This window comes from Rhizobium sp. CBN3, from assembly GCF_030518245.1.
Classification (GTDB): Bacteria; Pseudomonadota; Alphaproteobacteria; order Rhizobiales; family Rhizobiaceae; genus Rhizobium; species Rhizobium aethiopicum_A.
The window spans coordinates 20,663-43,125 of record NZ_JAULSE010000001.1 but is presented as its reverse complement, the minus strand read 5'-3'; the positions used below and the strand labels follow the sequence as shown (position 1 = coordinate 43,125).

Genomic DNA, 22,463 nt, shown 5'->3' with positions numbered 1-22,463 from the left:
GGCAGCAAGACAGGCAGCTCCAGTCTTGCCCTCAGACCGGCCGTCTACTGAAGGCATCGACGGACCGGCCGGCATGGGTGGAGAGCTGTTGCTCGATGAGCCCGGCCATCCGATTGCGGAAAACTGCCGAGGAAAATTTCAGCGAATGCGCGCGGATGGCTTGCGGATCGATATCGTCCTCCACCTCTTCGAACGCCGCCATGGTTTCCAGCAGGGCTTCGGTGGTTTGCTCAGCAAAGCGAAAACCGACCTGCGGCGAAGATACCGTTTCCCTTGCGCCGCCGGCGTCGAAAGCCAGGACAGGCCGCCCTGATGCCATGGCTTCGACCGGCAGGATGCCGAAATCCTCCGTGCCCGGAAACAGCAGGGCGCGGCATCGCGAGAGGTGATCACGCAGGACATCAAACGGCTGGTGGCCGAGGAATTGGACGGTCGGGCCGGCGATCGATTTCAGATAAGGCAACTGTTCTCCCTCTCCGATCACGATGAGCTTACGCCCGGCCTCGGTACAGGCGCGAACGGCGATGTCCGGCCGCTTGTAGGCCGTCAGCTGACCGGCATAGAGATAGAATTCGCCCTTCCCCTTCCCGACCGAAAAATCATCGGTGGCAACCGGGGGATGGATGACGATGGAGTCCCGATCGTAGAAGCGGCGAATGCGGTTTGCGACATAGTCGGAATTGGCGACGAACACGTCGACGCGGGACGACGTCGTCACATCCCAGGCGCGCAGCATCGGCGCGGTGACCGACATCAGGGCACGCCCAACCCAGGGCAGGCCATGGCGGTAGACGTGGAACTGATCCCAGATGTAGCGCATCGGCGAATGGCAGTAGCAGACATGGAGAGCGTCGGCGCGGGTAATGATGCCCTTGGCAGGCCCGGATTCGCTCGACAGCACGAGATCGTAGTCCTGCAGATCGAATTGCTCGAGCGCGAAGGGCATCAGCGGCAGCATCTTGGTGTAATGCCTCTGCGCGCCGGGAATCTTCTGCAGAAAGGACGTGCGGATGTTGCGCGTCTTGAGAAAATCGCTGATGCGATCCCGGTTGCAGACAAGCGTGAAGATGTCGGCCTGCGGAAACATGCGGCACAATTCTTCGACGACCTTCTCGCCGCCGCGCATCGAGACGAGCCAGTAATGCACGATGGCGACGCGCAGCTGCCTGGTTTCCTTGACGCTTTCCGCCTCGGCCGTGCGTCTTTTCGCCATCACGGGCGCATCGCCGAGAAATGCCCTTGCGTCGGAAAGAGAGGTTGTTGCTTTAATGGTCAACGGAATACTCCTTGTGTCGCCACACGGTCTGTGAGCTCGGGAACCGCATTCGTCGAAAGCAGGCTGTAATATTCGGCAAGGAGCGCGTCGCGCCATTGCTCATGTGTCGAGGCGAGAGCCGGCGACATCAGGAAGGCCCGCTCGCTCATGGCGCGGATTTCGTGCCTCGGCATTTGGCTGAATCGCGTCAATGTGTCGGCAAAGACAGCTTCATCAGCCGTGTCGCACGCAAACGCCATGCCGGCTCGTTCCATTTCCTCGGCAAGAAAGGCGCTGCGTGACATGATGACCGGCAGACCGCTTCTGGCCGCTTCGATCGCCACGAGGCCGAAAGGCTCGGGATAACGCGACGGCATCAACAGGGCGCGCGCCTTGCGGATGGTGGTGCCGATCTCCGCATGCGATTGCCAGCCGACGGCCCTGACGTGATCGCCGGACGCTGCGACCAACGGCATCAGCGGTCCGTCTCCGATCACGCAGAGCCTGGCGCCGGCTCTGCGTGCGGCGGCCACGGCGTCCTCCACGCCCTTTTCCTCGTCGAGCCGACCGATGAAGACGAATTCATCGTTCGCCTCCGCCTCGATGCGCTCTATCGACAAGGGGGCGACGGGATTGCGGATCGTCGTCAACCGTTCGGGCCGATAGCCGGCGCCGACGAGAAAGCCAGCCATCTTCTCATGCAGCAGGATGATCCGGCCGAAATCGGCTTCAGCCCTCAGCAGCCGGAGGATATTCGAGCCGCGGGCGAGCCGCCACAATTTGTGCGGATAACTTCTCTTGTCGCAAGCCGTCGCAATGCAGCCCGCACCGAGCGGACGCCGAAGGCAGATCTCTTGCGTCTGGTAATCGAAAAAGGCACCGTTGGGACAGGCGGTGAAGAAGTCATGCGCGTGAACAACGCACCGTCCCGCGACCGGAGCCAATGCCTTGAAAAGCGCAGGAGACAGGATCTGATGCCAGCCATGGACGTGATAGACGGTATTCGCCGTATCGTCCGCGGCAACCCAGTTCGCGACCATGCGAGCAGCCGCACCATTGTGAATGCCGGTCACGAAAGCCTTCGCACGCTCGGCGCTAAGCAGGTCGCGGCTGTTCAATCCGACCATCGAGATGCCGAGCGCAGCAAGCTCCGGATTGGCGGCGTCATCGCCGCAAATATAGGTCACTGGAATATCCAGGCTGCGAAAAAGCTTGGCCGACAGCACCGCCAGCCCCGTCGCCCCGCCCCTGGCCACCGAGTAGTCGTCGATGACGACCACGCGATCGATCCTCGTCCTGCCCCGGCCGGCAAAGCGGCTGACATTTGAGGCGGATCGCAGAGCTTCGGGAAACGGCGGGCGCATCACTTCACCGAAAGCGCGCCATTCGCACAGGCCTCGAGCGCCTTGCGGTTCAGAATTCGGATCCTGCCCTGCCCCCCGTCGATAATCTTGCATTCCCGCAGACGCCGCAGGCATTGATTGACCTTCTCGCGGGACGCCGGCAGCGTTGCGGCCAGATCATTTTGCGAGATAGTCAGTTCGTTGCCGCTGTTTGCGGAATCCTTTCCGTAAACAGCCGAGAGCCGCAGCAACGTGCTCGCCAGTCTTGCCTGCAGGGTCGACGCCGCATTGGCGATTATTCTATTTTCAAGCTCCGAGACACGCGCCAAAGCCCTTGAGAAGACTTTTTCGCGGAAGCACGGATCGGTGGCATACATGTCGCGCAGGAGCCGGCCCTCGAAGAAGTGCAGCTCGCAATTGGAGCTGGCCCGGTATTCGAGGTTCAATGTCTGCCGGCGCAAGACCTCGAGCTCGCCGATCAGACCTGATTTCGCAATGATCTCGACGATGAATTCCCTGCCGTCAGGCAACATCGTACTTGCACTGACCACGCCCGAATGCACGCGAGCGAACATGTCGACAAGGATGCCAGCCCCGGCAATGATCTCGCCACGACGGAAACGCCGTATGCTCGAGCGGCAGGAAAGGAATTCGTCTTCGATGATAATGCGACTGTTCAGGTGAATGCCGCTGGCCGAGATCGCGGCTTTGCTGATGCCGGGCCTGCGATCAGATGCATGTATGATGCCGTCCATGCAATTCACTCCTAATACTAGAATGGTGTCTCACCTATGCTGCATTGCATCAATTATATTGGATTAACACATTAGTCAAATAACATCGGAACGATCCAAACTAAAATTTAAGTCTACCTTCACACAAACGCGAATAACTTCTCACATAAAATAGACAATTCTAAAATACGCGAATAGTTTCTATGAAATCATCCCCAGTTGCTTATAAAGAAGACTTACTGATTTAAAAATGATCAATTATTGAAATAACGATATCAACACGACTGGTTGAATTAGCACGAAAAATGATCATTAACAGCAGATTATAGAGCCAACTAAAAGAATTGATGACACAGATCTGTAGTCGGAAATCTGTGTGCGGTTTCCTAGCATAAAGAATTAATTAACGATTATGACCTTGGTAACAGACAATCTGGGTGCGGCGCAGCAAGCTTTCAACGGTTGTTGACGGGCAATGTTTTGGAGACCGCGATGGCATGGGAAGCACATAGTTTTGAGGCTTGGTCACGCGTCGGACGGGCTATTAAGGGTGACGATTCACCCGATTCCCGGCCTCGCGCCGCCGCCAGGTCGTCGAAGCGTGCGATAGATCTTCTTGTCGCAATCACCGCTCTGATCCTGCTCTCTCCGCTTCTGCTGATGGTCGCGATCATCGTGAAGCTCTCCGACCGCGGCCCTGTCTTCTATTCCCATATGCGCATTGGCTTCGGCGGAGCGCCGTTCGGATGTCTCAAATTTCGAACGATGAAGCCCGATGCCAGCGCTCAGCTCGCGGAATTGCTGCAAAACAACCCGGCCGCCCGCAGCGAATGGGAAGCGACGCGCAAGTTGAAGAACGATCCCAGGATTACAGCTGTCGGCGACATCCTCAGGCGCTCGAGCATCGACGAGCTTCCCCAGCTGATCAATATCGTGCGTGGCGAAATGAGCCTCGTCGGGCCCCGGCCGGTCACAGCCGAGGAACTGCCGCGTTACGGTGAACATATGTGGGCCTACATGGCGGTCCGTCCGGGGCTGACCGGTCAATGGCAAACCAGCGGACGCAATGACGTCAGTTACGAGTACCGGGTTTCGCTCGACGTCCACTATCTCAACAACTGGTCGCTCGCCCGAGACTTCGTCATCATCGCCAAGACCATTCCTGCGCTGTTTTCCCAGCGCGGATCGTACTGAGCGTTCAGGGGAGACCGCCGACCGTGCCCGAGATGCGATGCGCCTCTCCCGTCTCCTCCAAGCTGACATTTACCTGGTGAATTCCCCTTTCCGGATTATGACATGACCTCCAGCACGATCTTCAGCGGTGTCTCTCCCATATCCCTGCCTGCAGCAGCCACAGGCGGCGGGAATTCGCCGCTGACCCTGCGGGATATGCTCTTCTTTTTCAGAATGCGCTGGCACTGGATCGTCGCGACGACCATCGCTTTCCTGGCGATCGCCGGAACCTATCTGCTGACCGCCGAACCGACTTTCGTCGCCAGCACGCAGCTCGTGATTTTCCCCCAGGTGAGCGGCTCTGAAGCACAGAGGGCTTTCGCCGAAGATGCGTTCATCGAAGGACAGCTGGAGATCGCCAGATCGAGCGACGTCGTCGGCGGAACGGTAGCGGCGCTTGATCTCGTCCATGATCCGGAGTTTGTCGATCAGACGCCTTCGCTGCAGGGCAGAGCAAAGAATTGGCTGATGGGGCCTTCCTCACAACTGGATACGCCATCGCAAGACGCAGCGGGCAAGGGAACGATCGAAGCGCAGACGGAGGAGGAGCGGCTCCACGACTGGGCAACCGCCAAACTGCTGAACATGATGGACATCCGCCGGATCGGAAGCTCGACGATCATCGAGATATCGGCTGCGGCATCGACCCCCCAGAAGGCCGTCGACATCGCCGACACGCTCGCCGGACAATATATCCAGAAGAATATCGCGATGAAGGCCAACGCCGCCCGCCAATACAGCGACTGGCTGGCGAAATTCATAGCCGAGCAACAGCGAGGGCTGGCGGAAGCCGCCAGCGCCCTGGCAAGTTTCACCAGCAATCCGCGCGACCAGTTCAAGCTTGCGGAGTTGCAGAGCGCAACGGACGCCCGACGCTCTCTCTATGAAAGCACCTTGAACCAGCTGACCGAAGCAAAGCAGCGCATCACCTATCCGATGTCCGATGCCACGATCGTCTCGCAAGCCACGCTGCCTCTTTCGAAGGCGAGACCGCGCAGCACGCTCATCGCCGCCTTTGCGGCCGCTGTCGGCCTCGGTGCAGGTCTCGCACTCGCGATGATAAGGCACGCCAGCGACCGCCGGCTCGTCCGCCCGCATCAGATCGCAGAGACCTGCGATCTGCCCTTCGTCACGGTGCTGGCGACATCGAAAAGGATTGGGAACGGCGACCCGGCTCGTTTCCCCGCCGGCATGGGCAGCAGTACAGCCGCCTATCCGGTTATTCCAGGCATGACGGAGCTGAGCGCAACGGTTGTCGGGCTTCGGCGCAAACGCCGGATCGTCATCGGAGTGGTCGCCGTCAATCCCGGCAACGGAGCATCAACCATCGCAAGCGAACTTGCCGTGCTGTCGTCGGTATCTGGAGCGAAGACACTTCTGATTGATGCGGCCGCGCAGAAATCATCGCTGAGCAAGGCGATCGCGCCCGATAGTGCCAGCGGCCTCGTAGACGTCCTCGACAACGGCGACCTCTTCCAGACGGCGGCCCTCCCGCTCACCCCGACGCTGAAGTTCCTGCCACTCGGCAAGGTGGATGCGGTAACACCGGCCATTCGCCTGAGTTCCCGCCGCACGCAATTGAGCTTTGCCGAGCTGAAAAAAGAGTTCGACACCATATTCGTCGACATTTCCGCATTCTCCGAGTCACCGGATGCCAACGCGATCGCGCCGGAGCTGGACGGCGTTCTCGTAGTCGCCTCGCACGGACGCACATCGATCGACGACGCCATGCGCGTCATCGAGACGATGCGCAACGTCGGCGCGGAGATCCTCGGCGCGATCATCAATCACGCTCCGAGGAGCATGCAGCCATGATCGCGCATTCGGCAAAAGCGACCAGGCAGGACGGCTTGAGTTCGGCGCCTGTGTCTTGCGACGCGGGAGCGACGGCGCGGCGCGCGAGCCGGCCATTGCGGATTGCCGTCGGAATTGCTTCGGCGGGACGTCCTTCGATCCTGCTGGAAACGGTCGATTATCTCGCCGGCCTGCCGGTCCAGCCGCAGCGATTGATCGTCTGCGTGCCGGCGAACGACGATACGGCCGGGCTCGCCGACCGTCTCGACGTGGAAGTCATTCTCGGCAGCCGCGGCCTGACCTCCCAGCGCAACAGCATCATCCGGGCAGCCGCCGCAGACACGGATATTCTGATCTTCCTGGACGACGATTTCATTCCGGCCGCAACCTTCCTGGCGCGGATGGCAGCCGTCTTTGCAGCCAATCCTGACGTCGCGATTGCCACCGGTGAGGTCCTGGCCGACGGCGTCCTCATTGGGGGGCTCGACATGTCGAAGGCCCTACAGGTCCTTCACACTGCCGGCGAAGGGTCCGAGCGGGTGACGGATGTCTATAATGCCTACGGGTGCAATATGGCAGTTCGCCTCGCCCCCGTCCTCAAACACGCACTGACGTTTGACGAGCAACTGCCGCTCTATGGCTGGCTTGAGGATGTCGATTTCAGCAGGTCCATCGCCCGCTATGGCAGATCCGTGCGCGTTGAAGGCGCCCGCGGAGTGCATCTCGGCGTCAGATCCGGGCGACAGCCCGGCCAGAGACTCGGCTATTCGCAGGTTGCCAATCCCGTCTACCTGATCCGCAAAGGCACGATGTCGAAAGGCCGGGCAATAGCGCAGATCGGCCGCAACATTCTGGCGAACGCCTCGGGCATAGTGTTCAACGATCGGCTGGTCGACCGATGGGGACGTTTGCACGGCAATTGGCTGGCGCTCATCGATCTCCTTGCTAGCCGCGCGGCACCGTCCCGCATTCTCGAATTCGGCAATCCGCCCTCCCGCGCGCCCTCGCCGCCAATCGCAACGAAACGGAGATAGATCAATGCAGTCCACATTCTTGCTCGATCGCGTTATCTCCGCGGCCCTCGCCTTGCTGGTTTTCTGCTGCCTGACCGGCTGGAGCGTCGCCCACGCACAAACATTCACCCTCGTGGCGGAAGACAAGGTCAGACTTCGTGTCGTCGAATGGCGTTCAGCGGATTCCCGCTATGCCAGCTGGGAAGCTGTCGATGGCGTCTACACCATCGACGATACCGGCGACCTGTCGATACCGATCGCCGGCCATGTACAGGCGTCTGGAAAAACATCCGAAGAACTCGCCGATGCTATCGCCAGCGCGCTCGCCGAAAAGGCGGAACTTCCTGGCAAGCCATACATCGCCCTGGAGGTTGCCGAGCATGCGCCGATTTTTGTGACCGGCACCGTTCAAACTCCGGGACGCTACCCTTTTGAACCGCGGATGACGGTCATGAAGGCCGTCAGCATCGCTGGCGGCTTTCTGCGGGAACGCGAGGACAATACTTACTTCGAGCGCGACCGAATTCAGGCAGCCGGGGCCTATCGAACCGCCGTCCTCAACCGGCGTGACCTCTTGATGCGCCAGGCGCGGCTGCGGGCGGAAATCGCGGGCGAGCAGAGTTTTGAGGTTCCTGCCGAACTCGTGGAAACGCCTGATATGGACAAGCTGAAGGCGCAGGAATTGAACCTGATGCGGCTGCGCCGTGTCGATATCGACAGTCAGATCGAAGCGGCGAATGACCTCGCCCGCCTCTATGGCCAGCAGGTCGAGTCGCTCGAGGCCAAGATCAGCTCGCAAAAGCGGCAGATTGACCTTGCCCAGAAGGAACTGGACAACGTCAACAGTCTGGTGAGCAAGGGGTTGGTCAGCAATTCCCGCCAGGTTTCTGTCGACCGCTGGGTTGCCGATGCGCAAGGTACCCTGATCGATCTCGAAGTTGCCCTGACCACGGCTCGCCAAGGCCTCAGTGAGGCCGACCGTTCCAAGATCAATATCGTCAACAGGCAGAATAGCGAAAATCAGGAACTGCTCAACCAGGTCAATCTGGCGATCAGCAGGGCAGCCATCGATATACAGGTGGCCCAGCTTCTGGGCGAACAGGCCGGCTACGACGCTCAGCTTGCTCAGATGAACACGGACGCGCCGGGAATTGGCAGAACGCAGAAGAACTACAGGATCGTGCGCCGCAATAACGACGGAACCTCCAGCAACATCGTGGCCGACGAGCAAACCGCATTGCTGCCGCACGATCTCGTCGAGGTCGGTTTGGACACCAACCTTCAGGCGCCGGCGTCGCCGCTGCAGCCCCAGACGCAGAGCTCGACACTCCCCTCGTCTGATGTGGCCGGGGATAATCGAGCCGGCCGCGGCTGGATGTCCCAGACGGGATCGAATTAGGAGGCGATGATGATCAGCAACGACAGCTGGCGGCTTTCGCCTCGCCCAGGATTAGATGCATGTCGATAGAGCCGCTCGGTTTCATCGTTCTCCTGCTTGGCCTGCTCGCCATGGTCAACGGCGCTCGTTTTGCGGTGACGACCCTCTGCCTGTTGACGCTGCTGGGAGCCGCGGCGGCTCTGCAATTGCCTGCGCTCGGCGGCAGCAGTATTCAGCCAAGCCATCTTCTGCTCTTGTTTATCGTCGCCGCCACCTTGTTGCGTCCAGTCCAGACGCAAGCGGCGCTGGCGAGCATCGCTTATCCGGGTCCCGGCTTCTGGTTTGCCGCCTATATCCTGTTTTCCGTCGTGTCGTCATTTTTCCTGCCGCGCATTTTTGCAGGCGCGACCCTCGTCTACTCCTCTGCGAGGGATGCGACGGGCATGATGTCGACTGTCGCCGCGCCCCTGGCGCCAGGCTCATCCAATCTTAGCCAATCTGTCTATCTGCTTGGCGACCTCGCCTGCTTTGCCGTGGTCTCGGGACTTGCAAGGCTCGGATATCAGCGTTTCATCGCACATCAGTTGATCGTCGCATCAATCGCGTGTTTTGCGCTGGCCTTGCTTGATATCGGAACGTTCCTGACCGGCCAGTCCTACCTGCTCGATGTCATCAGAAACGCGAATTATACCATGCATACGGCCGAGACGATCAGCGGCTTCAAACGCATCGTCGGCACCTTTCCCGAAGCAAGCATATATGGGACGGTCGCACTGGCTTATTTTTCGTTCACGCTTCTGCTCTGGCTGGAGCGTGTTCGAAGCCGTATGGCCGGTATGGCAACGCTTCTCATCGGCCCGACGATCCTGCTCTGCACATCGACAACCGCTTATATCGCCGGGCTTTTCGTTGTCTGCATGCTCGTGCTGTTCTGCTGCAAACGTATGATCGCAGGATCGGCCAAGACCTCGCACGTGACTTTCCTGGCGATAACTCTCTTCCTGATCCCTTGCGCCATCGTCGCTCTCAGCCTTGTCCCTGATGCGTGGAATTCCATCACCAGCCTCGTCAACACCACCGTGTCGGACAAACTCCAATCACAATCCGGCGAAGAGCGCACCGCCTGGAACACGCTGGCATTGATCGCATTCGTCGATACCGCAACCTTCGGCGCCGGCCTCGGAACGGTTCGAGCGTCGAGTTTCATCGCCGCATTGTTGTCCAACGTCGGATTGACCGGCACGCTTCTCTTCGTCGCGTTCCTGTACAGCCTTGTCAGAGCCTCCGGCCGGCACGTCTCCGGCGATCGGGAGACGCATGCCATCGGAAACGCCGCCATTCTGGCGTCGATCTCGCAGATCGCCTCTGCGGCGATTTCAGGAAGCGGCACCGATCTCGGCCTGCTGTTCAGCACCACGGCGGGTTTGGCTGCCGGTTGCCTGGCCACCCCCTATGTGTCGCGGCATCGGGTGGCCCGACCTCTCGCAAATCGGCATCTGCCGGAGGCATCGGCATCTCTCAGGAGAGCGCCGGTGTTTGCAACGTGATGACGTCAGCCGCAAATTTCGTTCAGGGTCGAGGACGGCACGCCGTTGCGGCCATGCGCCTGCCCGGGCGGATTCGCAGCCAATCACCCGCGCCGCATATGTCAGGAAATGCTGGTGTTAAAGGCTCGGAGGGATGCGGTTCCGCACCCCCCTCCCGGGAAGCACGGGCTGCCGATTCTGTTTCGGCCTCAGCTCTGCTGGCGCTCGCTGGTGGCTGCGACGCTATCAGCGGCGGAATTGTTTTGTCGCAGCCTGGCGCTGCGCCGCGCGAAGCCCGACAGGAAGACGCCTGCCAGGTAGCCGATTTCCATGAGCACGAGGAAAGCGATACCGGAAACGATCGCCCCAATCAGCGAGGACCCGTCGGCGAAAGCCACGCTGCCGAAGCCGATTGCCACAAGGATTGCGAAAATCGCGAAGGCCCAGGCGCGGATCGAAGCGCCGGCAGCTATCGAAATCACGGCCGCCACCAAGGTGGTGATCAGCATGACGATCTTCCCTCCCTCTGCATTTCGATCAGAGTCCCGGCATCAGTCGTCCTGCCGCAGTTCAAGATGTCGAAACACAGCCCTGTGACAGGCACGGCATTCTTCATGATGAGCGTCTCAACAATGGAACACACAAAAACCGTCGGCGGCCGGATGCCGTTTCAACAAACGAGCGGCCGGCGATCCGCAATATATACCGAACCGGACTGTCATACGACAGGCCTGCCGGATCGATCAACAACTGTTCCCTCACCCCTGAAGAGAGCAGCCATTCACTCGCATTGAAGACAACCGGAAGGATGATGACATGAACAATCAGTGCGTTGTCTACGTCACGGATGTCGAATATTCATTTCCAACTATTCTTTCCGCGCTCCAGGCTCGCAAATTCGCAAGCTCCGCAACCGACGTTTGCGTACTTATGTCTGAACGTCTGGATAATTTCAGCGAGTTGAAAGCCCTGCTCGCCGCGAGCGGGGTCGAATTGGCAGATGCGACCGACGCACTGCAGGACTCGCTCGGCAAGCTCGACAGTTCGCATTTTCAGGGGCGGATCAGCGTCAGCACGATGGCCAAACTGGTCCTTTGCGAGATCCTGCCCGCGCATTACAGCCAGATCATCTATCTCGATGGCGATACCCAGATCGTCAGCGATCTTGGCAAACTCGAAAACGCCACCGTGCCCGAGGGCCGGTTTTTCGCGGCCCGCGATTACACGGCAATTCAGGACTTCCTCAACACTGGAAAGGATAACCACTACTTCAATGCGGGGGTCCTGAAATTCAATCGCAACGGCTGGATCGGACAGGAGGCGCTTGCGCTTTTTGTCAAAAATCCGGAGGCTTGCGAGGGCAAACACGACCAGGGTGCATTGAATTATGTCTGCGGTTCGTCGCTCATTCTTGTGTCCAACCGATGGAACTTTCCCAAGCAGTTTCTGCATCTGGTGAACATGTCGTCACTGGCGATCGTCCACTATATGGCGCATCCGAAGCCATGGCATGGAACCTTTTTTCCATGGACTGATCGGGAAAGCCAAGTCTATGTCGATCTGCGCAAAGCCCATCCGATTTACAACGCGCTCTATCGCGGAATAAGCGCCGACCGGAAGATACTCTATAAATTTCGGTCGATCCGGGCACGCATCGAACACGCGATCGAGAGGAGCGGCCCTCACCCGCGAGTGCAGAGCCTGCTGGTTGGCGATTATGCCGTATGATGACGGATATTGGCCCGACCCGAAAATGAAGATTCGCGTTATCGAACTCAGCCGGATCGCCCTGAAAATCGATATCGTCGCTCCCCGCGCGGTCCCCCACCGCGAGCCGGAATTGGTCTGCGCTGCTTCCGTCGGACTTATCGAAGCAGGACTATTCATTCCGGGAATGGATAATATTCAGGATGGATCATGAGTTATCAGGCTTCGGTCGCCAGTATCTCGCATTACGCAAAAGCCCGCCTGCGCCGGTCACTCAAGGCTCGGGAAGTTCGCTATGACGTGCTGCGCAGCGGGCTCAGGCAGGCCCGCCACGTTGTCATCTGCGTCATCCGTGACGAAGGCCACCGGCTGGCATTCTTCCTGCAATATTATCGTGATCTCGGCTTCGAACACTTCATCTGTATCGACAACGGCTCGACGGACGGAACGGCCGAATTGCTGTCCGGCTTCGACGATGTCTCGCTCCTTTCGGCTGATGGCTCCTACAAGGCGGCAAGGTTCGGAAACGACTGGATCAACGAGGTCATCAACCGGCACTGCCGGGAGAAATGGGTCCTTTATGTCGACGCAGACGAGTTCTTGGTCTATCCCCATTGCGACACTCGCCCGATCGATCAGCTGACCGCTTATATCGAATCCACCGGCGGCCATTCCCTCCGCTCGGTCATGATCGACATGTACAGCCCGCGTCCCGTTCTCGAAAACATATGTGAACCCGGCCGCAACCCGCTCGAAGTCTGCAATCTTTTCGACCGATCCGGCTATGTCGCACATTTCGACGAACGCAACTGGACGATATGGATCAAAGGCGGCGTTCGCGGCCGCATCTATTTCCGCGATCGGCTCTGGGACGGGCCGGCGCTCAACAAGATCCCTCTCGTCTATGTGACCGGTGAACGGCTGTTTCTCAAATCATCGCACCAGGTCTGGCCGCTTTCCTTGAATCTGGGCGACATGCGCGGCGCACTTTGCGTATCCGCCGCCCTTCTCCACTTCAAATTTCTATCGACCTTCGTGCACAAGGTTGCCGATGCCGCGCACCGTTCGCAGCATACGGAAGAGTATACCGTTTACTCCTCCGACAAGAACATGGGCGACTTCGTCCATGACGATACGGGCACTTACACGAGCTGGAAGGACTTGTCCGATCACGGCCTCATTCAGGGTGAAGGCTGGAAAAACTGGAAAAATATCTCCGGCGACGAAATCTAAACAGTCCCAGCAATATATGCAGCGGGTTCGGTTAGTGACCGCAAATCCCGATGAAATCTTTGCTGAGCCTGGCATCCTCGCTCAATGGCCAAAGTCCCGCATGGGCGGCCGAGAACCCTATTTCAAAACCGCGCCGGCCAACTCCCGTCTTGTGCCGCGCTGCAGGTAGAGGTTCTCGAGCCAGGTCACCTGTTTCCTCAATTCCAACGCCGGCTTTTCGATGAACCGCCATGAGACGGCGGCAAAACAAGTGACAATGAGGCTGCAGACGATCCCGTTCAGCCACCAGTTATGCGCCCAGGACCCGAGCGCGACGAAGGCCTGCTGGATGGGATAGCCATAGAGGAATACGCCATAGGAATAGTCGGCCCCCTGAAGCACTCCGAGCTTGCGGGGCGAGGTCAGGCCGAGAAAGACCGTTACATATCCAATAGCCGGAATGGCAACGAAGTCCCCAAAAGAGCTGAACCAGTAAGCCCACAATATGACGGCAACAGAAGCGATGAAGATGCGGACATCCCACAAAATCTTGTCCTTGTAGAGATAAATCGTCACACCCACGAGGAAGGCGCCGATCAGCAAATTCCCCGACGCAGTCGTCGGCATGGATGCCCAGTTGCTCTCATGCTTCCAATATCTCGCAAGCCCAAAACCCACGAACAACGCCGTCGTTGCGACGAGCGCGAGCACGCGCCGCCTGACCACGCCGAGCAGGAAAAGCGCGGCGATCGCGACGTAGCATTCAAGTTCGAAGGGCACGGTCCAGAGCTGCCCGTTCACCATCGCGGCGTCAGGATTGGTCAGGAACACCCCCGGAAGATTGAAGTGAATGTGCCCGGTGACATTCAGCAGATATGTAAAAAACCGGGGGTCGGTGAAGTAGTTACTGAGGTCATACTCGGTATAGACCGCTCCAAGTATAAAAGCAGCCAGCAACACTTCCACTGCGAGGGCGGGGTAAATCCGGATAAATCGATTGCCAAGAAAAGAGATCAACGTCTTCGACCGCCCGAGACTGCCGGCAACCAGGAACCCGCTCAAGGCAAAGAACATGGGCAGCACCGACTTGAGAAAAGGACGCAGGGGCGTTTCCCACAAAAACAGATCATCGCCATAGGTGACACGAGCCGTATGGATCCAAAGCACCGAAAAGGCCAACAGCAATCGCATGTAGTCAAATCCTGTCGGCCGCCCCTTCGCCAGATCAAGCTTTTCGCCGAGAACCATCAGTGCCCCTTTCAGAAGTTTTGACGCAATCGCAAGCATCATTGCCGGCTCGGGGACACGTGTCAGTGACCACAGCTACATCAGGAAAAATTTGAGGGACTGCCCGTCTTCGGGACGAATAGCTGACCATCGGCCCAATGGCGCTGTGCTGCCCGAGGCACCGTTCGACGGTCGGAGACGAATGCGGGCGACCCGGCAGCGAATTGGATGAGGAGACGATGAAATTTCTGGCCGCTCTGTTTTGTATCGTTCTCGCCTTGATCGGATTGGGCCTGACGGGAGGCGGCGTCCTGCTGCTCAGCCTCGGCGGCTCGCCCTATTACGCAATCACAGGGCTTGCCTATTTCGTTGCGGCCGTTCTGCTATGGCGTCGGAAGCCATCGGGCGCACCCATCATCCTGCTTGTCGCCGTTTTCACTCTTCCCTGGGCATTATGGGAGTCGGGCACCAATTTCTGGGGCCTCTTCGCACGCTTGATGTCCCCCATTGCGCTGGCGGGATTTGCGTTTCTTTTTGCACCAGCGCGTTTGCCGACCGCCAACCGAAAGCTCTTCCACGGCGGCACCCTGCTTGCCGCCATTCTGTTTGCTGCAGGCTTTGGTCTTGCTTTCACGCCGCATGAGGTGATCCGCCCCTCCGGCGATATCCCTGCCTATAAGACGGTCAGAGGCGACAACTCTCCCTCCGACTGGACATCCTATGGCCGCAGCACGGCGGGAGATCGCTATTCCCCATTCGATCAGATCAATCGCGGCAACATTGCCAAGCTCGATCTTGCCTGGACATATCGCACCGGAAGAGGCGACGGCGTCGACCAGAACACGCCTTTGCAGATCGGCGATACGGTCTATACTTGCACGCCGACGGACGTGATCGCAGCCCTTGATGCCGATACCGGAAAACGCCGCTGGACCTTCGACCCCAAGGCGTCGGCGCCCTATTGGCAGCGTTGCCGCGGCCTCGGCTATTACAAGATGCCGGAGGAGCGTCGATCGCCCGATGACCTCTGCAACGAGCGCCTGATACAGACGACGATCGATGCGCGCCTCCTCGAGATCGACAGCGAGACCGGCGCGCCATGCACGGGCTTCGGCGACAACGGCACCGTGCAGCTCTCTCAGGGCATGGGTGAAATCAAGACCGGCTACTATTTCCAGACATCGGCTCCGCTGATTGCCCGCAACCTGATTGTCATCGGCGGCTGGGTCACCGACAATCAGGAGGTCGGCGAACCGTCAGGCGTCATCCGCGCATTCAATGTGGTCACCGGCGAGCTCGAATGGGCCTGGGATCTCGGCAATCCGGCGATCACCAAGCTTCCGCCGGCAGGCGAAACCTACACCCGCGCCACGCCCAATATGTGGACGACAGCCGCCTTCGACGACAAGCTCGGCCTCATCTATGCCCCGCTCGGCAATACCACGCCGGATTATTACGGCGCCAATCGCCCGGCTTTCGCCGATCAGTACAACGCGACATTGGTGGCGCTCGACGCGACGACAGGCCGGGAGCGATGGAAATTTCAGACCGTGCATCACGATATCTGGGATTATGATCTGCCGGCCCAACCGGTGCTGATCGACCTGCCGGATGGCAATGGCGCCACCGTGCCGGCCATCTTGCAGACCACCAAACGTGGGCAGCTTTTCCTGCTCAACCGTCAGACCGGCCTTCCCCTGGCCGACGTTCAGGAAAAGCCGGTGCCGCAGACCGGAGGCGCGCCGGAAGAGACACTGTCGCCGACACAGCCTTATTCCGTCGGCATGCCGACGATCGGTGCGGAACGTGTCATCGAGCAGCGGGCCTGGGGCCTGACGATGTTCGATCAGCTGGCCTGCCGCATCGCCTTTCGCAAGATGCGCTATGACGGCGATTTCACCCCGATCGGCACGCATCCTGCAATTCAGCAGCCGGGAAATCTGGGCGGCCTCAACTGGGGAAGCGTCTCGGTCGACCTGCCGAATAACCGCGTCTTCATGAACGATATCCGCGTACCCAGCATCTTCGCGCTCGTGCCGCGGGCCGATTACGTCGATTTCGCCCTCGTCACGACCGCACACGGCCCCTCCGCCCCGCAGCGCGGCACGCCTTATGGCATGACAACCGAAAAATGGACGTCGAGACTGCGCATTCCCTGCACCCAACCGCCATGGGGCACGGTGACGGCAGTGGATCTGAACACACGCAAAATCGCATGGCAGGTGCCGGCCGGGACTGCCGAACAGCTCGGACCGTTCAAGATCAAGATGAATTTACCCATGTCGATGGGCTTGCCCACCTATGCCGGCACATCGGCGACTGCGGGCGGCCTTGTCTTCTTTGCCGGCTTTCAGGATTATTACATTCGCGCCTATGACGCCGATAACGGCAACGAGCTTTGGAAATATCCTCTGCCTGTCGGCTCGAGTGCGACGCCGATGACCTACGTCTCACCGAGGACAGGCAAACAATATGTGCTGGTCTCGGTTGGCGGAGCGGCAAATTCGACTGACGTCGGCGACTATGTGCTGGCCTTCTCCCTGAAAGAGGGGGATTAGCCAGCCGAAAGATTGGCTGACAGTAGATGATGGCATCGAAGTCGTGCGCGCTGGCCATGTCTGATCCTCTTGCTGCCGATCCGGGAACCAACCCGCTTATGCAAGGTTAAGGCGATATGCCTCCGAGTTGTTGCCTTGGAAACATCTGGAGCGGTTCAGCTTTTCACGGAAGCGCAGAACCGCTCCAACCTTTTGGATTTACGCGATTCCGGAGGGAAACGGCTTCGCACTTTTCCTGGAATTGCTCTAACCGCCTTCCGACTCGGTCCGGAGGCCGGAAGGAAGCTAGCAATGCGCAACCACCACAATTCCCGACATGAGGGGATGAGCAGGCATCCCTATTCCCTGTTCGCGGTCAACATGATCCTCAGCCTGATCGCCATGTACTTCGTGATGTTTTCGATGATCGACGGCTGGAGCGATTTCCGGAATAATCTCAACATGCTCTACATGGCGCTGACGATGGTGGCCCCGATGGGCATCATCATGCTCGCCACCATGGGCGGCATGTACCGGAACAGGAAGCTGAATGCCGCCATCCATGCCGGCCTGGTGATCCTGTTCGTCGCGGCCTTTGCAGGCACTCGCACACAGGCTCTCATTGACGACCGCCAATTCATCGCCTCTATGGTGCCGCATCATTCAGGTGCAATTCTCATGTGCCGGGAAGCTGCCCTCAACGATCCTGAACTGGTTGCTCTCTGCGCCAACATCTCGCGCGGCCAGCGTGCGGAGATCGAGCAGATGAACGCGATCCGCACGCGCCTGGATCAGGGTACGCGGTAAGACTCCTCGACCCGTTGTCAAGCAAACAAGCCCGCGCGAGGCGGGCATTGTTATTTGGATGCCGAGGCCTGATGGCAGAGAGACTTGCAACTTCGGCGGAACAGCCGGTGTTAGTTGGAGGAAATTTCCCACTACGCCGTAACAAACCTCGGTACCTACGAGCTAATCCCATTTGCCTATGGAACATTAAAATAGGTACGACCCGATCGAAAGCGCGGGCTTGGCAAGTGACCGTCGGCCACGTCCGGACCGGCTCGATCTTGCTCCCCCGATGACAATAATCTTGTGAAAAATCCGATACTAGGGCACAATTTGTGAAGGCATCTGAAGTTGCGGCGCAGTCTCGAAGCCGGCCGTCTCGCGCCGAGTGACAGTTCGCGTCGGAGGGTCGGCGTCGATGGATCAGGGGTTCTTTCTTCTGTTCGCTGCGGTATCCGTGATCACGGCCCTGACGGTGGTCCTGGCGCGCAATCCGGTTCACAGCGCATTGGCGCTGATGGCGTGTTTCCTGCAGGTCTCGGCAATCTTCGTCTTGCTCGAGGCACCGTTGCTCGCGGTCATCCAGATCTTCGTCTATATCGGCGCGATCATGGTCCTGTTCCTGTTCGTGATCATGATGATCGATGTGCGCGAAGCGGTGTTGCAGCGGTTCTTGCCGGGCGGCAACCTCCCGGCTCTGGTACTGCTCGTCCTGCTCGGGGTCGAGATGCTCGTGCTGGTGCTCTGGAGCGACCGCTTTTCGGTTATGGAGCCCGTCGCGATGCGCGATGGCGATGACGTCAGGCAGCTTGGCACAGCACTTTTCGCCGACTATCTCCTGCCGTTTGAAACCGCCTCCGTAATCCTGCTGGCGGCCTTGGTCGGCGCCATCATGCTGGCGCGGAAGGAGCAGGGGTGATGGTTCCGCTCTGGTGGTATATTGTACTCGGAGTGGTCCTGTTCGTGATCGGAGCGGCAGGCGTGCTGCTCAGGCGCAATATTCTCGTCGTACTGATGTCGCTGGAACTGCTGCTCAACTCGGTCAACATCAATTTCATCGCTTTCGGGCGTTATCACGCCGATTTCCGCGGGCAGATCTTCGCGATTTTCGTCATCGCAATCACCGCGGCGGAAGTTGCCGTCGCCCTCGGCATCCTGGTTGCCCTCGTGAGGAACAAATCCACCCTCAAGATCGACGACGTGACGGTGATGAAAGGATAGCGGCTTTGGACCCGGTTGTGTCGATCCGGCCGTTGCTTGCCATCGCCGTCGCCGGTCTGGCGGCCCTTGCAGTTCTCCTTTTGAATAACCGCCAGAGACTTCGCGATCTGGTCTCGCCATTGGCGGCGATCGCCATGTTCGCGATTGTCTTGTCGATGGCGCCCACGGTGCTGGCGGGCGGGACGGTCGAATTGCGCCTGTTCGAGATTCTGCCGGGGATCGACTTTGCTTTCCGGGTCGATGCGCTCGGCATGGTGTTTGCCACCGTCTCGTCGCTGCTGTGGATCGTGGCGGCGATCTATTCCATTGGCTACATGCGGCATTTGAACGAGCATGCGCAGACCCGGTTCTTCGCCTGCTTCGCCAGCAGTCTTGCGGCCGCCGCCGGGGGCGCGTTCGCCGCCAATCTGTTTACGCTGGTGATCTTCTACGAAGCGCTCAGTCTCGTTACCTATCCGCTCGTCTACCACCACGAGGACGAGGAGGGATGGAGGGGCGGCCGCAAGTACCTCGTCTATCTGATGGGCGCCTCGAAAAGCGCGCTGCTCGCCGCACTGGCGCTGACCTACCATATTGCGGGGTCGCTCGACTTTGTCGCGAGGGGGCTGCTGGCGGGGAGTGATGCCTCGGCGGCGCTGCTGACGGTCGTCTATTTCTGCTATCTTTTCGGCTTCGCCAAGGCCGCTGTGATGCCGATGCACGCCTGGCTGCCCGCCGCGATGGTCGCGCCGACACCGGTCAGCGCGCTTTTGCATGCAGTGGCAGTGGTCAAGATGGGCGTGTTCTGCGTGCTGCGGGTGGTGTTCCATGTCTTCGGCACTGGACTGGTGGTTGGGCTGGGTCTCGGCATCGCCACGGCCTATCTGGCTTCGTTCACGATTCTGATGGCGTCGGTTTACGCCCTGACGCGGGACGATCTGAAAGCCAGGCTCGCCTATTCGACAATCAGCCAGCTCTCCTACATCGTGCTGGGCGCGGTTCTGTTATCGCCGGTCGCGATGGTCGGCGGGATCATCCACATCGCGGCGCACGCATTCTCCAAGATCACGCTCTTTTTCTGTGCCGGCTCGATCTATTGCGCGTCCGGCAAAAGGAACATCAGCGACATGGCCGGTATCGGCCGCAGGCTGCCCTGGACGATGGGGGCATTCTTCGTCGCCTCGCTCAGTATGATCGGGATACCGCCAACCGCGGGCTTCGTCAGCAAGTGGTATCTGGCGGAGGGCGCCGTAGCGGCGGGCGAGACCGCGTTCCTGGTCGTGCTCCTTGTGAGCTCGATTCTGAACGCCGCCTATTTCCTGCCGATCAGCTATGCCGCCTTCTTCCAGGTGGAGAAGCAGGAGGAGAGCCGGACGAGGATCCGCGAAATTCCGCTGGTCACGATTCCGCTGGTCGCGACGGCGATCCTGTCGGTGCTTATGGGCATTTTCCCGGGCTATTTTCTCACCCTGGCAGATGGAGTGATCCGATGATCAAGCGTGTCGTCGATTTCTTTGGTGCCGAGCAATATGCGAGGCCGCGCCGCCGACTGTTCTACCTCGTGCTGGTCCTGATCGTCGTCGCCGACTTTCTGGTCTCTCGCGAACATGCCGAATATCTGTGGGACAGGCTGCCGGGCTGGTCCGCCGTCTACGGCTTCGTCTCCTGCGTCCTGCTTATCTTCGTTTCCAAGTTTCTCGGCCATCGGGTCGGGCTGATGCGGCGCGAGGATTATTATGACTGACTTCATCCATCCAGCTCTGCTCTTTATTCCTGGCGCCGTGCCGATCCCTTTCCTCAGCGGGTCGGTCCGCAAGGCCTATCTGCTGCTGATCCCTGCGCTGGCAATCCTTGCCGTACTTGCCATGGAACCGGGCAGCTATGGCGAAGCGCGATTCATCGGGCAGGAGATCCTGATCGCGAAGGTGGACAAGCTCAGCATCGTCTTCGCCACCGTTTTCACCATCATGGCGTTGATTGGCATGGTCTACGCGCTGCACCTGACGGATGCCGGCCAGCACGTGGCGGCATTCGTTTATGTCGGCAGCGCACTTGGCGTGGTGTTTGCCGGTGACTACTTGACTCTCTACCTGTTCTGGGAGGGCATGGCATTCGCCTCCGCCTATCTGGTCTTCGCGCAACGTGGTGGGCCGGCGATCCGGGCCGGGTTCCGCTATCTCATGGTCCATATCACCGGCGGCGTCGTCCTGCTCGGCGGCATCATTTCCCACGGGCTCGCCACCGGTTCACTGCTTTTCGGCCCGATCGCGGGGGCCCTCACCAACGGAGGAATGGGGGTCGGCGACTACCTGATCCTCGCCGGCTTCATCCTCAACGCGGCCGTGCCGCCGCTCAATGCCTGGCTGACCGATACCTATCCGGAGGCGACCGTCACCGGGGCGGTGTTCATGAGCGCGTTTACCACCAAGACCGCCGTCTATGTGCTGGCGCGGGCGTTTCCGGGGACCGAGATCCTTGTCTGGCTCGGCACCATCATGGCGCTCTACGGCGTCATCTACGCAGTGCTGGAGAACGATTGCCGGCGGCTTCTCGCCTATCACATCGTCAGCCAGGTGGGCTATATGATCGCGGGTATCGGCATCGGGACCGAGATGGCGGTGAACGGAGCCGCCAGCCACGCCTTCGCGCATATCCTCTACAAGGCGCTGCTGTTCATGGGTGCCGGTGCAGTCATCTACGTCACCGGCCGACGCAAGCTCACCGAACTCGGCGGCCTTTACAAGACCATGCCGCTGACTGTGGCGCTTTACATGGTCGGCGCCTTCGCGATCTCGGCCTTCCCGTTCTTCTCGGGGTTCGTCACCAAATCGATGGTGATAGCGGCTGCAGGAGCGGATCACCGCGCACTGGTGGTGCTGGCGCTGACCATGGCATCGTCCGGGACGTTCCTGCACACTGGCCTCAAGCTTCCCTATTACATGTTCTTCGGGACGGACCGGAAACTGGAGGCGCGGGAGCCGCCGCGCAACATGCTGATTGCCATGGGCATAGCGGCGGTGCTCTGCATTGCGATCGGGGTGTTCCCCCAGCCGCTTTATGCGCTTCTGCCCTATCCGGTGGATTTCGAACCCTATACGGGTTCGCATGTCATGGAGAGCCTCGGGCTGCTGATGTTCACCGCCCTGGGGTTCGTGCTGTTCCTCTGGGCGCTCGGTCCCGAGAACACGATCAGCCTCGACACCGACTGGTTTTATCGCAAGGGTGCGCGGGCCTTCATGTGGCTCGCCGAAAGGCCGCTGGCGCGCTATGAGCAGGCGGTGAGCAATGTCTCCGAGACCGCGGCGCTGCCCTTGCTGCGCGGCGCGGCGCGGGCAGGACTCCGGCTCGATCTTGCCGGCGTGGATGCCGTCGTGAATGGCATTGCCCACTCGATCCTGCACGGCGGCGGGCGGCTCAGGCGGCTCCAGACGGGTGTCGTGACCCATTACGTGCTGGCGATGATCGTCGGCCTCATCGCAGCCACCGCCGTCTTCGTCGTGGCGTGGCGGTAGGGGGCG

Annotated in this window: 20 protein-coding genes; 15 read left to right on the top strand and 5 right to left on the bottom strand. The window is 59.6% G+C overall.

Annotated elements, in window-relative coordinates:
• Positions 1-31: 31 nt before the first annotated feature.
• From QWJ46_RS00180 to QWJ46_RS00170, 3 genes are read right to left on the bottom strand one after another with little or no spacing between them, the layout of a single operon-like run.
• Positions 32-1,276 carry a glycosyltransferase family 4 protein gene (locus QWJ46_RS00180; RefSeq protein WP_302748447.1) on the bottom strand — a complete coding sequence of 415 codons (1,245 nt, stop codon included), beginning with the start codon at positions 1,274-1,276 and terminating at the stop codon, positions 32-34.
• Positions 1,273-2,622, bottom strand: a complete 1,350-nt coding sequence (locus QWJ46_RS00175; RefSeq protein ID WP_302748445.1) for a glycosyltransferase family 4 protein — start codon at positions 2,620-2,622, stop codon at positions 1,273-1,275. The genes QWJ46_RS00180 and QWJ46_RS00175 overlap by 4 nt, the downstream gene beginning before the upstream one ends.
• Complete coding sequence (locus QWJ46_RS00170) at positions 2,619-3,353, bottom strand: Crp/Fnr family transcriptional regulator (protein ID WP_184453582.1); 735 nt, start codon at positions 3,351-3,353, stop codon at positions 2,619-2,621. Before QWJ46_RS00170 ends, QWJ46_RS00175 begins: the two co-directional genes overlap by 4 nt.
• Positions 3,354-3,824: 471 nt before the next feature.
• On the opposite strand from QWJ46_RS00170, the gene QWJ46_RS00165 reads away from it, so the two are divergent.
• From QWJ46_RS00165 to QWJ46_RS00145, 5 genes are all read left to right on the top strand, one after another.
• Positions 3,825-4,526: a sugar transferase gene (locus tag QWJ46_RS00165; protein ID WP_302748441.1), complete on the top strand. Its 702-nt coding sequence runs from the start codon at positions 3,825-3,827 to the stop codon at positions 4,524-4,526.
• 102 nt (positions 4,527-4,628) lie between these two features.
• Complete coding sequence (locus QWJ46_RS00160; protein ID WP_302748440.1) at positions 4,629-6,380, top strand: polysaccharide biosynthesis tyrosine autokinase; 1,752 nt, start codon at positions 4,629-4,631, stop codon at positions 6,378-6,380.
• Positions 6,377-7,393 carry a glycosyltransferase family 2 protein gene (locus tag QWJ46_RS00155; RefSeq protein ID WP_302748439.1) on the top strand — a complete coding sequence of 339 codons (1,017 nt, stop codon included), beginning with the start codon at positions 6,377-6,379 and terminating at the stop codon, positions 7,391-7,393. The genes QWJ46_RS00160 and QWJ46_RS00155 overlap by 4 nt, the downstream gene beginning before the upstream one ends.
• Before the next feature lie 4 nt (positions 7,394-7,397).
• Positions 7,398-8,771 (top strand): polysaccharide biosynthesis/export family protein, encoded by a 1,374-nt coding sequence (locus QWJ46_RS00150; protein WP_302748438.1) that lies wholly within the window; start codon positions 7,398-7,400, stop codon positions 8,769-8,771.
• 59 nt (positions 8,772-8,830) lie between these two features.
• On the top strand, positions 8,831-10,297 hold the full coding sequence (locus tag QWJ46_RS00145; RefSeq protein ID WP_302748436.1) for a hypothetical protein: 1,467 nt from the start codon (positions 8,831-8,833) through the stop codon (positions 10,295-10,297).
• A gap of 188 nt (positions 10,298-10,485) precedes the next feature.
• Here the strand turns inward: QWJ46_RS00145 and QWJ46_RS00140 are convergent, their stop codons facing one another.
• A complete protein-coding gene (locus QWJ46_RS00140; RefSeq protein ID WP_184453571.1) occupies positions 10,486-10,785 on the bottom strand; it encodes a hypothetical protein in 300 nt (99 codons plus the stop codon).
• 307 nt (positions 10,786-11,092) lie between these two features.
• On the opposite strand from QWJ46_RS00140, the gene QWJ46_RS00135 reads away from it, so the two are divergent.
• From QWJ46_RS00135 to QWJ46_RS00125, 3 genes are read left to right on the top strand one after another with little or no spacing between them, the layout of a single operon-like run.
• Positions 11,093-12,004 (top strand): glycosyltransferase, encoded by a 912-nt coding sequence (locus tag QWJ46_RS00135; RefSeq protein WP_302748434.1) that lies wholly within the window; start codon positions 11,093-11,095, stop codon positions 12,002-12,004.
• Entirely contained in the window at positions 11,994-12,197 is a 204-nt protein-coding gene (locus QWJ46_RS00130; RefSeq protein ID WP_302748433.1) for a hypothetical protein, read from the top strand. The genes QWJ46_RS00135 and QWJ46_RS00130 overlap by 11 nt, the downstream gene beginning before the upstream one ends.
• Positions 12,194-13,216, top strand: a complete 1,023-nt coding sequence (locus tag QWJ46_RS00125; RefSeq protein WP_302748432.1) for a glycosyltransferase family 2 protein — start codon at positions 12,194-12,196, stop codon at positions 13,214-13,216. Before QWJ46_RS00130 ends, QWJ46_RS00125 begins: the two co-directional genes overlap by 4 nt.
• 117 nt (positions 13,217-13,333) lie before the next feature.
• Here the strand turns inward: QWJ46_RS00125 and QWJ46_RS00120 are convergent, their stop codons facing one another.
• Positions 13,334-14,443: an acyltransferase family protein gene (locus tag QWJ46_RS00120; RefSeq protein WP_368046070.1), complete on the bottom strand. Its 1,110-nt coding sequence runs from the start codon at positions 14,441-14,443 to the stop codon at positions 13,334-13,336.
• A gap of 218 nt (positions 14,444-14,661) precedes the next feature.
• Between QWJ46_RS00120 and QWJ46_RS00115 the strand changes: the two genes are divergently transcribed.
• The 7 genes from QWJ46_RS00115 to QWJ46_RS00085 all read left to right on the top strand — a co-directional run bounded on the left by QWJ46_RS00115 (position 14,662) and on the right by QWJ46_RS00085 (position 22,457).
• Complete coding sequence (locus tag QWJ46_RS00115; protein ID WP_302748429.1) at positions 14,662-16,980, top strand: membrane-bound PQQ-dependent dehydrogenase, glucose/quinate/shikimate family; 2,319 nt, start codon at positions 14,662-14,664, stop codon at positions 16,978-16,980.
• A 291-nt stretch (positions 16,981-17,271) separates the two neighbouring features.
• Positions 17,272-17,766 carry a DUF305 domain-containing protein gene (locus tag QWJ46_RS00110; protein WP_302748428.1) on the top strand — a complete coding sequence of 165 codons (495 nt, stop codon included), beginning with the start codon at positions 17,272-17,274 and terminating at the stop codon, positions 17,764-17,766.
• Between the two features lie 397 nt (positions 17,767-18,163).
• Entirely contained in the window at positions 18,164-18,664 is a 501-nt protein-coding gene (locus tag QWJ46_RS00105; protein WP_302748426.1) for an NADH-quinone oxidoreductase subunit J, read from the top strand.
• Entirely contained in the window at positions 18,664-18,966 is a 303-nt protein-coding gene (gene nuoK, locus QWJ46_RS00100) for an NADH-quinone oxidoreductase subunit NuoK (protein WP_064811214.1), read from the top strand. Before QWJ46_RS00105 ends, nuoK begins: the two co-directional genes overlap by 1 nt.
• A 5-nt stretch (positions 18,967-18,971) precedes the next feature.
• Positions 18,972-20,438: a monovalent cation/H+ antiporter subunit D family protein gene (locus tag QWJ46_RS00095; RefSeq protein ID WP_302748421.1), complete on the top strand. Its 1,467-nt coding sequence runs from the start codon at positions 18,972-18,974 to the stop codon at positions 20,436-20,438.
• Positions 20,435-20,689, top strand: a complete 255-nt coding sequence (locus QWJ46_RS00090; protein WP_097600728.1) for a hypothetical protein — start codon at positions 20,435-20,437, stop codon at positions 20,687-20,689. Before QWJ46_RS00095 ends, QWJ46_RS00090 begins: the two co-directional genes overlap by 4 nt.
• On the top strand, positions 20,682-22,457 hold the full coding sequence (locus QWJ46_RS00085; RefSeq protein WP_302748420.1) for a Na(+)/H(+) antiporter subunit D: 1,776 nt from the start codon (positions 20,682-20,684) through the stop codon (positions 22,455-22,457). Before QWJ46_RS00090 ends, QWJ46_RS00085 begins: the two co-directional genes overlap by 8 nt.
• The last annotated feature ends 6 nt before the right edge of the window (positions 22,458-22,463 follow it).

Excerpts from the sequence above, each read along its gene's own strand:
- QWJ46_RS00090 (WP_097600728.1), top strand. The coding sequence starts at position 20,435 with ATGATCAAGCGTGTCGTCGATTTCTTTGGTGCCGAGCAATATGCGAGG.
- QWJ46_RS00170 (WP_184453582.1), bottom strand. The coding sequence starts at position 3,353 with ATGGACGGCATCATACATGCATCTGATCGCAGGCCCGGCATCAGCAAA.
- QWJ46_RS00160 (WP_302748440.1), top strand. The coding sequence starts at position 4,629 with ATGACCTCCAGCACGATCTTCAGCGGTGTCTCTCCCATATCCCTGCCT.
- nuoK (WP_064811214.1), top strand. The coding sequence starts at position 18,664 with ATGGTTCCGCTCTGGTGGTATATTGTACTCGGAGTGGTCCTGTTCGTG.
- QWJ46_RS00140 (WP_184453571.1), bottom strand. The coding sequence starts at position 10,785 with ATGCTGATCACCACCTTGGTGGCGGCCGTGATTTCGATAGCTGCCGGC.
- QWJ46_RS00115 (WP_302748429.1), top strand. The coding sequence starts at position 14,662 with ATGAAATTTCTGGCCGCTCTGTTTTGTATCGTTCTCGCCTTGATCGGA.
- QWJ46_RS00150 (WP_302748438.1), top strand. The coding sequence starts at position 7,398 with ATGCAGTCCACATTCTTGCTCGATCGCGTTATCTCCGCGGCCCTCGCC.
- QWJ46_RS00120 (WP_368046070.1), bottom strand. The coding sequence starts at position 14,443 with ATGGTTCTCGGCGAAAAGCTTGATCTGGCGAAGGGGCGGCCGACAGGA.
- QWJ46_RS00105 (WP_302748426.1), top strand. The coding sequence starts at position 18,164 with ATGGATCAGGGGTTCTTTCTTCTGTTCGCTGCGGTATCCGTGATCACG.
- QWJ46_RS00125 (WP_302748432.1), top strand. The coding sequence starts at position 12,194 with ATGAGTTATCAGGCTTCGGTCGCCAGTATCTCGCATTACGCAAAAGCC.
- QWJ46_RS00110 (WP_302748428.1), top strand. The coding sequence starts at position 17,272 with ATGCGCAACCACCACAATTCCCGACATGAGGGGATGAGCAGGCATCCC.
- QWJ46_RS00130 (WP_302748433.1), top strand. The coding sequence starts at position 11,994 with ATGCCGTATGATGACGGATATTGGCCCGACCCGAAAATGAAGATTCGC.
- QWJ46_RS00085 (WP_302748420.1), top strand. The coding sequence starts at position 20,682 with ATGACTGACTTCATCCATCCAGCTCTGCTCTTTATTCCTGGCGCCGTG.
- QWJ46_RS00145 (WP_302748436.1), top strand. The coding sequence starts at position 8,831 with ATGTCGATAGAGCCGCTCGGTTTCATCGTTCTCCTGCTTGGCCTGCTC.
- QWJ46_RS00135 (WP_302748434.1), top strand. The coding sequence starts at position 11,093 with ATGAACAATCAGTGCGTTGTCTACGTCACGGATGTCGAATATTCATTT.
- QWJ46_RS00155 (WP_302748439.1), top strand. The coding sequence starts at position 6,377 with ATGATCGCGCATTCGGCAAAAGCGACCAGGCAGGACGGCTTGAGTTCG.
- QWJ46_RS00165 (WP_302748441.1), top strand. The coding sequence starts at position 3,825 with ATGGCATGGGAAGCACATAGTTTTGAGGCTTGGTCACGCGTCGGACGG.